A 14172-nucleotide genomic window follows, 5' to 3' on the forward strand; every position below is an offset into this window, starting at 1 on the left:
CAGCTGTACACATTAGCAATTATTGCTTGTTATTAAATTTTTCAGCAATAATTTTTGGTGTAATGAATATCAGCAATTCTGTTTTATCGTTAGTACGGCCGGTTGTTTTGAACAAATTCCCGAACAAAGGGAGATCGCCAAAGAATGGTACTTTTGTAACACTATCACGTTCGTTCTGCTGGAATATACCACCAAGTACAACAGTGCCTCCGTTTTCCACCAAAACCATCGTTTTTACTTCTTTCTTGTCGATTGCAAAACCAGCTCTGGTTTCAATACCGACGCTATCTTTATGCACATTGACGTCCAGAATCACGTTGCCATCCGGCGTGATTTGTGGCGTCACTTCCAACCTCAAGCTAGCAGTACGGAACACAATTGCCGTTGCGCCGCTGGATGTGGCGATCTGGTAGGGCAATTCAGTACCCTGTTCTATCGATGCCTTCAGTTGATCAGCCGTCACTACCCTTGGACTGGAAATGATCTTGCCTTTGCCATCCGCTTCCAGCGCTGACAATTCCAGATTCAGGAAACGGTTGGCAGCGGAAGAGAACAGACTGACCGCCAAACTGCCCGGATTCAAACCATTGATACCTGTTGCAGGCAAACTCACAAATTGCGAATTCGGAACATAGCTGGAATCAGTTAACTTGGCCTGACCGGTCTGTTCACCGATACCCAGGTAATTACCCGTTATAGCAGCACGTTGGTCACCTGACAGTTGGTAGCCAGCATCACCACCGCTCAAACGACGCAAATCAGTGAAACCCAATTTCGCACCAAGGCTCTTGCTGAATTTATCGTCTGCCTCAACAATTCTTGCTTCGATCAATACCTGCTTGGATGCGATGTCCGTTTTTTGTATCAACTTACGGATTTCTTCGAGCTTGGAGGCGATATCGGTAACAAACAATTGGTTTGTGCGCGGCTCTATCACTGCGCTACCACGTTTGGACAAAATACGGTTGGAACTTGCACCATCTGAACCAAACACCAGCTTGAACGCTTCCGCTTTCTGGTAATTCAACTGGAAGGCTTCCGTCTTCAAAGGTTCCAGATCAGCAATTTGTGCTTTTTGTTCCAGTTCCAGTTTCTCTTTGGTCAGCAATTCATCTTTTGGCGCAATCCAGATGACTGAACCATTCTTGCGCATATCCAGGCCTTTGGACTGCATGATGATATCCAGTGCATGATCCCATGGCACGTCTTTCAGGCGCAGGGTGATCGTGCCGTTGACGGTATCGCTGGCGATGATGTTCAGGCTACTGACTTCGGCAATAATCTGCAAAATTGCGCGAACTTCAATATTCTGGAAGTTAAACGACAGTCGTTCACCACGATAACCCTGAGTACCCTGAGTCAGTTTATTCGGGTCTTCCTTGATAGGTTTCACTTCCACTACAAATTGCGTATCGCTCTGGTAGGCACTGTGTTCCCACAAACCGCTAGGCTCAATTACCATGTGAACATTATCGCCCTCAGTGGTGGTCGTGATTTTCTGTACTGGCGTACCAAAGTCAGCGACATCGACACTCTTTCTGAGCACTTCCGGCAAACCGACCTTGAGGAAATCAACAATGATCTTCTGGCCTTGCTGACGAATATCAACAGCAACCTGATTGAAAGGCAAATCAATAATGACACGCCCTTCACCAGCTACACCGCGACGGAAATCGATATCGCGGAGATTCTTTTTGCCATTCATTGATATATCAGGTGTAGCTGGCAAACCTTGAGAATTGACAGCCGTTGCCACACCACCAGAACCATCAATTGTGATGATCAGGGCATTGCCCTCAATGACGGTTGCATAGTTCAAGGTCTTGTTCATATTGAACACCAGACGCGAACGACCACTGGCTTCAATCAGATTGATGGTACGCAGGTCCGCGATATTGATATCGAAAGCCGTTCTGCCAGTGCCATTGGTGATATCAGCGAAATCGAGAGCGATCCTGGCAGGGTTGGCAATCGAAAAGCCGACGGGGGCTTTCAACAAGTTGCTTTTGAAGCCAATTTTGACGATGACATTCGAGCCTTGCTGGTTGGCAGTGACTGATTCAATGGAATTGACTTGCGCAAAAGCGGATTGGCACAACGCCAGCATTACCAAAAAAATAAATCGCAACATCGTAGCGCCCCTTATACTTGTATTTATCAACGCATTCATTTCTTGGTCTCCTGCAACTCTAACTTAGCTTCGCGCTCCACCCAGTCACCAGCAGCATCCTGGACAATTTCCGTGATGTCTATGGCATCTTCATCAATTTTCGTAATCTTGCCGAAATTTTGTCCCACGTAACCACCTGCTTTAACTTGATAAACCGTTTTATCTGCCTGAACCAAGGCGTAGATGACCTTGTTTTTCTCTATGGTCCCGACCATTTTCAGGGAGTCCAGAGGGAAAGCTTCCAGCGCTTCACGCCGTCTTTCCATATCAGGTTTGAGACCATTACTGGACTCTGCTTTTAATCTTGCCAGCACCACCAGCAGCTTTGCCGGGTCAAAAGGGTCAATACTGGATTTCCCCTCATAAGAAATAGGCACATACACTTTGGGCTCACTCAATTTAGGTGTAACGACCTTGATTTCTTTTCTCTCTGCTTCCATCCAGGCTCTGATCTCGGTCTCTTCGCTATCACCGCAAGCAGACAATGAAGCCAGCATGACCAACAGAAGCGGTAATCTATAGGCAGTTTTCATCATTTCTTAGGCCCCTTTTTCAGGCTTGCCTGCGTCATGACCTCATCCTTGTTCAAATAGCGGAATGTTTTTGCGGTCACTTCCAGAGCCAGACCACCATCCTTAACCGCAGTAATACCCAGATTGTTCAAGGTAACGATCCTTGGCAGTTTGGCTATATCCGCGACAAATTGGCCCAAATCATGATAACTGCCAGAAATTTTGATCGCGATTGGCAACTCGGCATAGTAATCCTTGACGAATACAGTACCAGGCGTGAACGACTCAAACTGCAAGCCACGGCCGGTTGCGGCCTGGTTGATATCGGCCAGCAAAGCTGCCATCTCAGCCTGGCTAGGCAATTGCTTTTCCATCGTCGCAACATACTGGAGAACCAGTTTTCGCTGATCCTTCAACACATCCAGGTTCACCGCTTGTGTCAATTTTTGCTTGTAATCATTTTTAAGTTTGACTTCCTCTGCCTTACCCGCATCGATAGCCTCCAATTGACTATCCCATTGCAAGAACCAGCCCAAACCCAACACCACGACAAGGACCGCAATTGCGGTCGCCAATCTGGGCGCGATCGGCCACAGACCAGGATGAAGTCCACTTAAGTCTCGAAACTGCGAGCCAAAAGACTCGCCCATTTCATTCAGGTTAATCGCCATTTACAATTTTCCGTAACGTTGCTAAAAAATACAATCAAAGCCTACTTGGCTTTATTGCCGCTTTCGGCGGCTTGCGACGCAGCAGCTTCTTCGCGCTCCCTTGGTCGCTTGATTCCAACATTAATTGTAAAATCATATACTTTCTTGGCATCCCGCCCGGTACCGATTCCTGTCGAGTGAATCCCCACCAGATCAGGCTTAAACATCCAGTCCGACCGGCCACCCAGATCACGGATATATTCAGCAACGCGGTCCTGAGACTGTGCGTAACCGGTCAGCATGATGCGCTGACCGTCTTGCTTCAGTGTCCGCAAATACACACCTTCCGGCGTGAACTTGACCAATTCATCAAGCAAGAAAACAGGTTGATTGCGGTCACCCTGCAAATCTTCAACCGCTTGCTGACGCGCTTTCAGGGCATCGATTTCCTGGCGCAAGGTCGCAATTTCTGCAATCTTTTCATCCAGCTTGAGGTTTTCTTTCTTGATGAACTCATTGCGCTCTGTCTGGGCGGCTTGCTGACGCCCAAAGTAGGTACTCACCACGACAACGATCAGGCCGCCTATGATGGCTGACAGCAGCAACAAGGAATAAAAGTCATTTTTTAGCTGCTTCCGCTTTTCTTCCCTGTGCGGCAGGAGATTAATCTTTATCATCAGCCAAATCTCCGCAAGGCCAGACCGCAGGCAACCATGTAGGCGGGCGCGTCACTACGCAGGGCTTTTTCATTCACACCGGAACCCAGTTCCATACCCTTGAAAGGGCTGACAACAGCGGTAGAAATTTTTGTACGTTCTGCAATGATATCCACCAGACCGGGGATAACGGCACAACCACCGGTCAGGAAAATCTGATCTACCCTGGTGTAGGGTGTGGATGTAAAGAAAAATTGTATGGCACGTGTCACTTCTAATGCAGCGCTTTCAAGGAAGGGTTCCAGCAGTTCCATCTCGTAACTGTCAGGCAGATCACCGTTTTTCTTTTTGACCTCAGCCTCCTCCAGCGACAAACCATAATTACGGACGATATCCTGAGTCAGCTGGCTACCACCAAACTGCTGCTCACGCTCATAAATAACATCACCGTTGAGCATAATAAATATATAAGTACGCTTGGAGCCGATCTGGAAAACGGCGTAGATCTGGTCCTTGCCTTCATTCGACTGTTGCGATACCAGACGCGTAATCGCTGCCCGGGCCGCATAAGATTCGATATCCATGACTTTTGCCTGCATGGCAGCCGCCTGAATGACAGCAACGCGATCTTCAATTTTTTCTTTTCTGGAAGCAGCCAACATGACTTCTACGTCATCCGAGGCATTTGCAGCCGGCCCCAGCACGCAAAAGTCCAGACTGACTTCATCCATGGAGAACGGTATGTATTGACTGGCTTCAGACTCTACCTGCACTTCCAGTGCCTGCTCTGACAAAGTACCGGGCAATATGATTTTTTTGGTAATCACGGCGGAAGCTGGCATCGCCATGGCGACATTTTTCGCCGACGTACCACTCTTCTTCACCAGACGACGCACTGCGTCGGTGACTTGTTCAATATTCTCGATGTTGCCATCCAGCACTGCACCTTTGGGCAGCGGTTCTGAGGCATAGCGCTCCAATCGATAACTCTTGTTGCTTCCTTCTGAAAGCTCAACAAGCTTGATATCGAGAGAACTGATATCCAAACCAACAAGTGGTGGATTTTTTCTGCCAAGCAATGAAGCCAGATCTAAAGCCAAGAATATCCCCTCACGATTACTTCATTATTTCAATTTGCACAACACGAAAATGCGCAAATCATTCACTTTCTTGGAGTAAATTCTCTTTAAAAACCGCTATTTACGAGACAATTATCCAAGCTTACATGAAATCCTAGCAATAAGCCTGACATTGGTAAAGCAATTTCCACGCAGCACTACCCATATTCGTTGCCAAATATCCACGTAGGGGGTGATTTTATGAAAATTTGCTTTCAATTTGCATCCGTCTCAGGCCGATAGAAGGCGGCTATAATGTCTGCTGCCTTATTTACAATTAGCTCATATGTCTGATCAGAAAAAAGAAACCGACAATAAACAGGTGCCACCAAAACGCACCGCTGGCAAGCTATTTGCCCGCATTTTACTCGGGACTGGTGGTGTTTTACTAGGATTGGCTGTTGCTGGCGTGTTAATTATTGGTTTTGCGCTGACGGTTGCCTATCCAAATTTGCCTGAACTGGACTCGATTACCAGCTACCGCCCCAAAATGCCGCTGCGGGTTTTTTCTGCGGATAATATGCTGATCGGTGAATTCGGCGAAGAAAGACGCAACGTCGTGCGCTTCAAGGATATTCCTGAAATCATGAAAAAAGCGGTGCTGGCGATTGAAGATGACCGCTTCTATGAACACGGCGGCGTTGACTACATGGGCATTACCCGCGCCGCTCTGCACAACCTGACTGGGGGCGCCAAGCAGGGGGCATCCACCATCACTCAACAGGTGGCGAGAAATTTCTTCCTGTCCAGCGAACAAACCTTCAAACGCAAGATTTATGAAATCCTGCTGGCCTGGAAAATTGAACAGAATCTCACCAAGGACCAGATTCTGGAAGTCTATATGAACCAGATTTACCTTGGTCAGCGCGCCTATGGCTTCTCTTCTGCCGCACAGATTTACTTTGGCAAGGATTTAAAAGACGTTACCGTGGCCGAAGCAGCCATGCTGGCCGGCCTGCCCAAAGCCCCATCTGCCTATAACCCGGTCGCCAACCCCAAACGGGCGACAGTCCGGCAGCAATACATTCTGCAAAGGATGCGCAACCTTGGCTACATCACCGAAGCACAATACGAACAGGCCAAAAACGAAGAACTCAAAAGCAAAACGGACAGCAGTGAATTTGGCATACATGCTGAATATGTGGCAGAAATGGCACGTCAGCTGGTCTATGAACAATTCAAGGAAGAAACTTATACCCGTGGCCTGAACGTCTACACCACCATCACCAAGGCAGATCAGGACAGTGCCTACCTGGCATTGCGACGCGGTGTCATGGATTATGAAAAACGCCACGGCTATCGCGGCCCTGAAGCGATTATCACCATCCCTGAAGGCAAGGAAGCTGCCGAAGAAGCCATAGAAAAAGAACTGGCCGAACATACCGACAGCGACGACCTGCAAGTTGCCATGGTGCTGGAAGCAACACCCAAGCTGGTGCGCGCCGTACTGGCCACCGGTGAAGAGATACGTATAGAAGATACCGGCTTAAGTTTCGCCGCCAGCGGCCTGTCTGCCAAAACTCCGGCGAACAAGCGCATACAACGCGGTGCCGTCGTACGCGTCATGCTCGACGGCAAAGCCTGGAGCATCACCCAGATGCCTGAAGTGCAGTCTGCCTTTGTTGCAGCCAATACCACAGACGGTGCCATACGTGCCCTGGTTGGTGGCTTTGATTACAACCTCAATAAATTCAATCACGTCACCCAAGCCTGGCGTCAGCCTGGCTCCAGCTTCAAGCCCTTTATTTATTCTGCCTCGCTGGAAAAAGGCTTGTCGCCATCCACCATCATCAATGATGAACCGCTCAGCTTTGATGCCGGCCAGACCGGTGGCCAAGCGTGGGAACCAAAGAATTACGATGGTAAATACGAAGGGCCGATGACCATGCGCAAAGGCCTGACCAAATCCAAGAACATGATTTCCATCCGCATCCTGCACAGGATAGGTGCGAAATATGGTCAGGAATACACCAATCGTTTTGGCTTCCTGCCAGAAAAGAATCCGCCTTACCTGACATTGGCATTGGGCGCTGGTGCCGTTACACCTTTGCAGATGGCTGGCGCGTATTCAGTGTTCGCCAACGGCGGCTACAAGGTCAACCCTTACCTGATTTCAAAAATCACCGACACCAATGGCAAAATCCTGGTACAGACCAAGCCAGACCTGGCTGGCGATGACAATAACCGTGTCATTGATGAACGCAATGCCTTCCTGATGGACAGCATGTTGCGCGATGTCGTCAAAATGGGCACCGCCACCAAGGCCTTGATATTGAAACGTCCTGATATTGCCGGCAAGACCGGTACCACGAATGATTCTTTCGACGCCTGGTTCGCCGGTTATCAGGCCAAGGTCGTCGGCATTGCATGGATAGGTTTTGACCAGCCAAGAAACCTGGGCAACAAGGAAACCGGTGGCGGTCTGGCCCTGCCGATCTGGATAGGTTATATGCAGAAAATCCTGAAAGACTTTCCTATAGAAGAAAGACCAGTTCCCAAGGGAATTATTGCGGTGGACGGTGATTACTACTATGCAGAAAATCCGCCAGGAGTAGGTGTTTCCACCCTATCAACTCCGGTGACTATCATTGAGGAATAACTAAGATGGCAGTCCCGCAAAGGGACTGCCAAAGTGGTCAACAGTCCGTAGTCAAGAGCCTGCCGTCGATCATCAGCCCTGCTGTTTTGCCACCGCAGACAAGGTGGCAAACAGTTCCGAGCCATCACGGGTGTTCAGCCAGTGCTGCCCGTCAAACTTGTAGTGGAAGCCGCCACTGCGCGCAGCAAGCCACATTTCCTGCATGGGGGCCTGGCTGTTGACGATGATTTTTGATCCGTTGTCGACAAACTCTATGGTCAGCACATTGCCGCTGCGACTGCATTCGACGTCATACTCATCGTTTTCAAAAGCCTGTTCAAACATTTCCTCGACTTGTCGCAAACAAGTATCTGCCAGCACCAGGAATTCGGATTCAGTCATGCTACACTCCAGCGTCTTTAAAAGTAAAACACCATTCTATACGGTGTTACAGGATTGCAAGATGCGCAAACTCATACCCTTATTCGTCGTAATGGCTTTACTTACTGCCTGTGGTCAAAAAGGTCCTTTGATCATGCCCACAAAACCAGCACCGCAGCCTACCCAAAACCAATCCTGACACGCGCTGATAAACGAACTTCTGACTGCGGAACTTCTGACTGCGATCAGCGGGTCTTGTCCTCATCCAGACGCAAGGCAATCGGGCCGGCAGAACCGGGGTGGCATCCCTGTACGCCTTCAAACACGGCGCGTATGCTGGCCATGTCCTGTTCCCGGTTACCCGTCAGATCCAGGTAATCGACCAGCGCCACTTCCTTTTTTGCGAAATCAAAATAGGCACAGCCCAGCGGTACTTTGGCAGTCATGGCGATATGATAAAAGCCGCTGCGCCAGTAAGGTTTGAGACTGCGCGATCCTTCCGGCGCAATCGCCATCCAGTACCAGTCGGCGGCATGCATTTTCTCTGCCAGCCGGGCGATGGCACCGGTTGATACGCCCCGCTCTACCGGCTCGCCACCCAGATAACGTACAACACGGCCTATGCTCGCCCCGGTCAGGCCTTCAAACAAAGAAGATTTGGCGATGAAATGAAAGGGCATGCCTATCGCCAGTTTGGCCAGGATACCTATAGGAAAATCCCAGTTGGATGTATGCGGATACACCACGATCACTCCACGTGGCCCTGACAAGGGACGATAGCGTACTCGCCAGCCCAGCATACCCAGGAGTGCAAGGGCAAAACGTTGCGTCAGCCCAGGTTGTTCGTTTTTTCGAAGTAAATAATCTGTCATGTTTTACATATGCCACACAGGGCGCAGCCACAAACCCCCGCGATTATGCAGCGAAGAAATGGCTGATGTAAAACAAGTTCAATGTGCGCCTGCAACACAAGTGTCGCAGAAAACTCAGGCCCCGGTCACCACCACAGGATCTCGTCCGAACCAGCGCCACCACAAACGCAGCATCAGCATGCCTGCCACGATCAGACCAAACAGGACTGGCTGCGAAAAATCATGCTTGCCCGATTTCATCCAGAAATAATGCAGCACTCCCAGAGGCGCAATCACATACACCAGCTTATGCAAGAGCTGCCAGCGCTTGCCACCGAGGCGCTTGATCATGCCATTGGTACTGGTCAGCGCCAAGGGAATTAACAAAACGAAGGCGATAAAACCCACCGTGATGAACGGTCGCTTGATGACATCCTTCCACATTTCTTCGACATCAAAGAAATGGTCAAACCACAAAAACGTCGTGAAATGCAGCGACGCATAAAAGAAGGCGTACAGGCCCAGCATGCGGCGGCAGCGCAGCAGCCACGGCATGTGCAACAACTTGCGCAACGGTGTTACTGCCAGCGTAAAGCAGAGAAAGTACAAGGTCCAGTCGCCGGTATTGCGGGTAATAAACTCGACTGGATTCGCTCCCAGCTTGTCCAGAAACACAAAAGTTACCAGACGTATGAAAGGCAGCAATGCCAGGATGAACAGAGTGGTCTTGACATAGCTGACCTGCTTATTCGTGATCAACATATCAGTAGAATTTCTTCAAATCCATGCCTGAGTAAAGGGATGCCACTTCGCTATAACCGTTGAACATCAGTGTCTTGCGCTTCCGTGCCAGGAAGCCATCTTCACCAATGCGGCGCTCAGACGCCTGCGACCAGCGCGGATGATCGACATCCGGATTGACGTTGGAATAGAAGCCGTATTCACTGGGTGCCGCCAGATTCCATGCAGTGCGTGGCTGGTCTTTGGTAAAACGGATTTTGACGATGGATTTGGCGGATTTGAAACCATATTTCCACGGCAAGACCATGCGAACCGGCGCACCATTCTGGTTCGGCAAGACTTCACCATACATGCCAAAGGTCAGCAAGGCCAGCGGGTGATTGGCTTCGTCCAGGCGCAAGCCTTCTACATACGGCCATTCCAGCACCGGGCTGCGCAAGCCAGGCATCTGTTTTTTGTCGTCAAGGGTGATAAATTCGATATAGCGGGCATTGCCGGTAGGTTCCACCTTCTTGATCAGGTTGGACAGTGAATAACCTGTCCATGGAATGACCATGGACCAACCCTCAACACAACGCATCCTGTATATCCGCTCTTCCAATGGTGCCAGCTTCATCAAACTGTCCAGATCCAGCACCATGGGCTTTTTGACTTCTCCTTCTATGCTGACGCTCCAGGGGCGCGGTTTCAAGGTATTCGCCATCACGGCCGGGTCAGCCTTGTCGGTACCAAATTCATAGAAATTATTGTAAGTCGTCGCGTCCTTGTAGGCGGTTTTCTTTTCCATCAAGGCATAGGCAGGATTGGCGTTTGCCGCCAGCTTTTGCGCACCGGCAGTCTGGGCAAAGGCTTCGCGATTGGCCATTTCAAACAAAGCCGTACCAGCGATTGAGCCGAGTGCCATCTTGCGAATGAATTCGCGGCGCGCGTCAAACACGGCACGTGGTGTGATTTCGGAAGAGAAAGGCAGGTCTATGCCATTAGGACTACGTTTGATCAGCATGGTGGACTCCGTGATTGAGACTGGCGCAACGGTGATTGGACATCACTATTGCGCCCTAGTTTCTCATGAGTCGCAGAATTCTGCTGATCCTTACAAATTCTTTGCTGTTTTTACAGTGTGCCGTACGAATGCAGGCCCGACAGGAACATATTCACGCCCAGGAAGGCGAAAGTGGTCACCAGCAAACCAACCAACGCCCACCAGGCGGCAACCTGACCGCGCAAGCCCTTCATCAGGCGCATATGCAGCCAGGCAGCATAATTCAGCCAGACGATCAGTGCCCAGGTTTCTTTCGGATCCCAGGACCAGTAACCGCCCCAGGCTTCGGCTGCCCACAAAGCGCCCAATATGGTTGCAATGGTAAAAAAGGCAAAGCCGACAGCAATCGCCTTGTACATGACATCATCCAGCACTTCCAGCGCCGGCAGGCGGTCTACCAGATAACCTTTGGATTTGATCAGATACGCCATCGCTACCATCGCTGCCAGGGAAAAAGTCCCATAGCCAATAAAATTGGCTGGTACATGAATTTTCATCCACCAGCTTTGCAGGGCAGGCACCAGTGGCTGGATTTCAGCCGCATCACGAGTAACGGTGTACCAGAACAGGAAACCTACTGCGGCAGTAATCACCAGCAAGACAAAGGCCCCCAACTGGCGTGTCGCATATTGCTGTTCATAGTACAAATAGAACAAGGCAGTGATCATGGAAAACAGAATGAACACTTCATACAGATTCGATACCGGGATATGACCGACATCCGCACCGATCAGATAAGACTCATACCAGCGTACCAGCATGCCGGTGAAACCCATGACTACGGCAGCCCAGCACAAGGCGGACCCGACCGATGAGCCAAAATCAGAACGGGCAATCAGCCCGCCCCAGTAAAACAGGGTGGACAGACAAAAGAACACACTCATCCACAAAATCGCGGACTGACTCGACAACAAATATTTGAGGAAGAATTTCTTGTTGGCCATATCCAGCGAACCGCCATACAGCTGTATCGCCAGCAAACTGAGCAAGGCAAGCACCAGCAGCAATGGCCGCACCGGCTTCCAGTACCAGCCCAGCCAGGCAAATGTGGGGGCCGCCAGCAAGACGATGGCCTTTTCATAAACATCCATATAGCTGCCAAAACGACTGTAGGCAAACAGAGCAGCCATGCACAAGGCAACGGCATAGACCCAGTCAACAATAGACAATCGTTTGAAAAAGCCTTGATAGGGCGTGTAATTCTGTGTCATTTCCATCATATTTCCCCTGAACCAAACTTGCTGACCATATGCACAACAGTGTAGTCGATTACGGCGCATCCTGTTTTGCAGTCCCGCCAGACTGCGTCGTCAATTGCTGCAAATGTTGCTTGAGCTGCTCAAATTCCTTGTCAAAATCCAGAGTTTTTCTTTGTGAACTCAATGCCATCAGGGCGAGTGCGCCAGCCCCGTCGTCCTTGACCCAAACCCATAACCTGCGCTCGCGGATATAGAACATGGCAAACACGCCCATCACCAGGAACAAACAGCCCAGATAAACCACTTTCTTGCCCGGCGAACGTGTGACTTGCAAGACCGAAGCCTTGACCTCGTCAAAACCTGTCATTTGCAGGAAGACCGGTGCGCCGTAGAAGTAAGAATCAGATATCGCGCCGGTTGCCAGTTGCAGGAAGCGTGCATGTTTTTCATCCAGTTCCAGCGCTGGCAAGCCGTCTTTTTCACGCGCCACCAGCCACAGGTCCCACATGCTGCCATTCAGAATCTTCATGAACACATCGGCAGCCTTGGTCTGTTCTGCTACCGGTATCTGTTCCAGGAATTTGGAAATGGCCACAAACCCGGCCTGTTGGGCATCTCCTGCAAAAATGCTCAGGCTTTTCCTGGCTGATTCGGTCAACTGTTCCTGCACCTGCCCGACATTGGCTACAGTCGGTGGCAAAGCCCGCTTGGCATAACGCTGGGCAGCCAATTCGCGCAATTCAGGATTATTCACTGCTGCACGCAAACGCATCCATTCCTTGACGGTATCGTCATCATCCGCAGGTATGCGCAGATAGCGGAATGCTTCTGACGGCGAATCCCGTGTGCCAGCCAATATCATATAGGCACCATCGATCAGTACCGATTGCATGTAGTTATGAAATTCCCTGGCCTGGCCCGTTTTGTCGCGCAGCTTGTATTGCAGGCTGGGCCCGACATTTTTCAAATCTTTGTTATTCGCATTTTTTGCCGCAGATCCCAGATGTTTATCCAGATCGGCACTGAATTGCTGGTTAAAGCCCTGATTCGCGTTGACCGCCCGCACGTCCGTACCATTACGCGCCATATTCTCGACGTTGAAGGGACGGAAACCCGACCACTCTATCGAATAATCAGTGCCATTTGCCATTTTCAAAGGCGTATTACCGCCGACTTCACCATTCAGATCAAAGGTCTCTGCTGAACCACCGGACATAGGGTAAGCCTTCAGTCTCAGACGGCTGCCGCCATCTTCAAAACTGGATTGATAGACTGCTATACCCTTGTAAATCAGGGGATCATTGACTTTGATGGTGGAGGAAAATGATTTGCCAGTTTCATGATCCGTTACCTCAACGTCACTGGCAAACAGCTTGGGCATGCCGGTGGAATAAAAATCAATGGTGAATTTTTTCAGCTTGATGGTGAACGGCAAATCCTGAATCAGCACCCCGGTTGCCTGTGGCAGGATGGCGGTGCTGCTGCTGGCCCCTTCGGGGATCATGGTATTGCCACGAAAACTGGGATTCGCCAGCGACAGCCGGTGCTGCTCAGGAATTTTGGCGATGATGCCACTGCCCTCAAAGGGCACCTTGCCCATGAACCATTGCTGGAAACGGATAGGCAAATCAGAATCAAGCAAACCGCCTACGCAGATAATCACTATTGCGCTGTGCGCAAAAATATAACCCCATTTGTTTGCCGCGCCCTGTTTGGCAGCAATCAGGCTTGCACCGTCCTTTTCCACGACCTTGTAGCGATAACCGACACGGCCCAGATGGGCCAATACACTACTTATTACCTGGGTACGTGCATTACTGCTATGCCATTCAGAACGATGATGGAAGTTGCGCAACGACTGCTCGCGTACATTGTCACGCCAGCTACGCATGTCTTTCAACATCTTCGGTGCATTACGGATCAGGCACAGCGATGTCGATAACACCAGAAAAGTCATGATCAGCAAAAACCACCATGCTGAATATACGGAATACAGACTGAGTTTATTGAAAATCTCAAACCAGAAAGGACCAAACTGGTTGACGTAGTTCGGCATCGGTTCATTTTGCTTGAGCACCGTGCCTATCACCGACGCAATGGCGATCAGGGTCAGCAAACTGATGGCAAAACGCATGGAAGACAGCAATTCCACTGTCTCCGCCACCCATGCCTGCCGGGTTTGAATCTTTAAGCCACCAGTATCCGTTAGCTGTTCGCTATCTATCTTGTTGTCCATACCGTCCAGTATTCGCTAAGAACCTGCTTACGATCTGT

The 14172-nt window shown here is 50.0% G+C and carries 13 protein-coding genes; 2 read left to right on the forward strand and 11 right to left on the reverse strand.

Going from position 1 to position 14172, the window contains the following annotated elements:
* Positions 1–19: 19 nt before the first annotated feature.
* From pilQ to ACO0LK_RS15525, 5 genes are read right to left on the reverse strand one after another with little or no spacing between them, the layout of a single operon-like run.
* Complete coding sequence (gene pilQ / locus ACO0LK_RS15505) at positions 20–2131, reverse strand: type IV pilus secretin PilQ (RefSeq protein ID WP_422976522.1); 2112 nt, start codon at positions 2129–2131, stop codon at positions 20–22.
* Positions 2132–2166: 35 nt separating this feature from the next.
* Positions 2167–2703, reverse strand: coding sequence for a pilus assembly protein PilP (locus tag ACO0LK_RS15510; protein ID WP_422976524.1), 537 nt, complete (start codon positions 2701–2703; stop codon positions 2167–2169).
* Positions 2703–3353, reverse strand: coding sequence for a type 4a pilus biogenesis protein PilO (locus ACO0LK_RS15515; protein WP_422976526.1), 651 nt, complete (start codon positions 3351–3353; stop codon positions 2703–2705). Before ACO0LK_RS15515 ends, ACO0LK_RS15510 begins: the two co-directional genes overlap by 1 nt.
* Before the next feature lie 41 nt (positions 3354–3394).
* A complete protein-coding gene (locus ACO0LK_RS15520) occupies positions 3395–4009 on the reverse strand; it encodes a PilN domain-containing protein (RefSeq protein WP_422976528.1) in 615 nt (204 codons plus the stop codon).
* Complete coding sequence (locus tag ACO0LK_RS15525) at positions 4009–5088, reverse strand: pilus assembly protein PilM (protein ID WP_422976530.1); 1080 nt, start codon at positions 5086–5088, stop codon at positions 4009–4011. Before ACO0LK_RS15525 ends, ACO0LK_RS15520 begins: the two co-directional genes overlap by 1 nt.
* A 304-nt stretch (positions 5089–5392) precedes the next feature.
* Between ACO0LK_RS15525 and ACO0LK_RS15530 the strand changes: the two genes are divergently transcribed.
* Positions 5393–7705: a penicillin-binding protein 1A gene (locus ACO0LK_RS15530; protein ID WP_422976532.1), complete on the forward strand. Its 2313-nt coding sequence runs from the start codon at positions 5393–5395 to the stop codon at positions 7703–7705.
* Positions 7706–7777: 72 nt separating this feature from the next.
* On the opposite strand, the gene cyaY is transcribed toward ACO0LK_RS15530, so the two are convergent.
* Entirely contained in the window at positions 7778–8086 is a 309-nt protein-coding gene (gene cyaY, locus ACO0LK_RS15535; protein ID WP_422976534.1) for an iron donor protein CyaY, read from the reverse strand.
* Positions 8087–8147: 61 nt separating this feature from the next.
* Between cyaY and lptM the strand changes: the two genes are divergently transcribed.
* Entirely contained in the window at positions 8148–8264 is a 117-nt protein-coding gene (gene lptM, locus ACO0LK_RS15540) for an LPS translocon maturation chaperone LptM (protein WP_422976536.1), read from the forward strand.
* Positions 8265–8310: 46 nt separating this feature from the next.
* Here lptM and ACO0LK_RS15545 read toward each other — a convergent pair whose 3' ends face one another.
* The 5 genes from ACO0LK_RS15545 to ACO0LK_RS15565 form a co-directional block, all read right to left on the reverse strand.
* Positions 8311–8937 carry a 1-acyl-sn-glycerol-3-phosphate acyltransferase gene (locus tag ACO0LK_RS15545; protein WP_422976538.1) on the reverse strand — a complete coding sequence of 209 codons (627 nt, stop codon included), beginning with the start codon at positions 8935–8937 and terminating at the stop codon, positions 8311–8313.
* 114 nt (positions 8938–9051) lie between these two features.
* Complete coding sequence (locus ACO0LK_RS15550; protein WP_422976540.1) at positions 9052–9678, reverse strand: sulfite oxidase heme-binding subunit YedZ; 627 nt, start codon at positions 9676–9678, stop codon at positions 9052–9054.
* 1 nt (position 9679) lies between these two features.
* Entirely contained in the window at positions 9680–10660 is a 981-nt protein-coding gene (gene msrP, locus ACO0LK_RS15555; RefSeq protein WP_422976542.1) for a protein-methionine-sulfoxide reductase catalytic subunit MsrP, read from the reverse strand.
* A gap of 110 nt (positions 10661–10770) precedes the next feature.
* Complete coding sequence (gene ccsB, locus ACO0LK_RS15560; RefSeq protein WP_422976544.1) at positions 10771–11919, reverse strand: c-type cytochrome biogenesis protein CcsB; 1149 nt, start codon at positions 11917–11919, stop codon at positions 10771–10773.
* A gap of 49 nt (positions 11920–11968) precedes the next feature.
* Entirely contained in the window at positions 11969–14134 is a 2166-nt protein-coding gene (locus tag ACO0LK_RS15565; protein ID WP_422976546.1) for a cytochrome c biogenesis protein ResB, read from the reverse strand.
* Positions 14135–14172: the final 38 nt, after the last annotated feature.

Origin of the sequence: Undibacterium sp. Ji49W (genome assembly GCF_049340205.1) — a bacterium.
Lineage (GTDB): Bacteria > Pseudomonadota > Gammaproteobacteria > Burkholderiales > Burkholderiaceae_D > Undibacterium.

Coding starts and splice junctions, on each gene's coding strand:
- pilQ (WP_422976522.1), bottom strand. CDS start 2,131: ATGTTGCGATTTATTTTTTTGGTAATGCTGGCGTTGTGCCAATCCGCT.
- ACO0LK_RS15510 (WP_422976524.1), bottom strand. CDS start 2,703: ATGAAAACTGCCTATAGATTACCGCTTCTGTTGGTCATGCTGGCTTCA.
- ACO0LK_RS15515 (WP_422976526.1), bottom strand. CDS start 3,353: ATGGCGATTAACCTGAATGAAATGGGCGAGTCTTTTGGCTCGCAGTTT.
- ACO0LK_RS15520 (WP_422976528.1), bottom strand. CDS start 4,009: ATGATAAAGATTAATCTCCTGCCGCACAGGGAAGAAAAGCGGAAGCAG.
- ACO0LK_RS15530 (WP_422976532.1), top strand. CDS start 5,393: ATGTCTGATCAGAAAAAAGAAACCGACAATAAACAGGTGCCACCAAAA.
- cyaY (WP_422976534.1), bottom strand. CDS start 8,086: ATGACTGAATCCGAATTCCTGGTGCTGGCAGATACTTGTTTGCGACAA.
- lptM (WP_422976536.1), top strand. CDS start 8,148: ATGCGCAAACTCATACCCTTATTCGTCGTAATGGCTTTACTTACTGCC.
- ACO0LK_RS15545 (WP_422976538.1), bottom strand. CDS start 8,937: ATGACAGATTATTTACTTCGAAAAAACGAACAACCTGGGCTGACGCAA.
- ACO0LK_RS15550 (WP_422976540.1), bottom strand. CDS start 9,678: ATGTTGATCACGAATAAGCAGGTCAGCTATGTCAAGACCACTCTGTTC.
- msrP (WP_422976542.1), bottom strand. CDS start 10,660: ATGCTGATCAAACGTAGTCCTAATGGCATAGACCTGCCTTTCTCTTCC.
- ccsB (WP_422976544.1), bottom strand. CDS start 11,919: ATGATGGAAATGACACAGAATTACACGCCCTATCAAGGCTTTTTCAAA.
- ACO0LK_RS15565 (WP_422976546.1), bottom strand. CDS start 14,134: ATGGACAACAAGATAGATAGCGAACAGCTAACGGATACTGGTGGCTTA.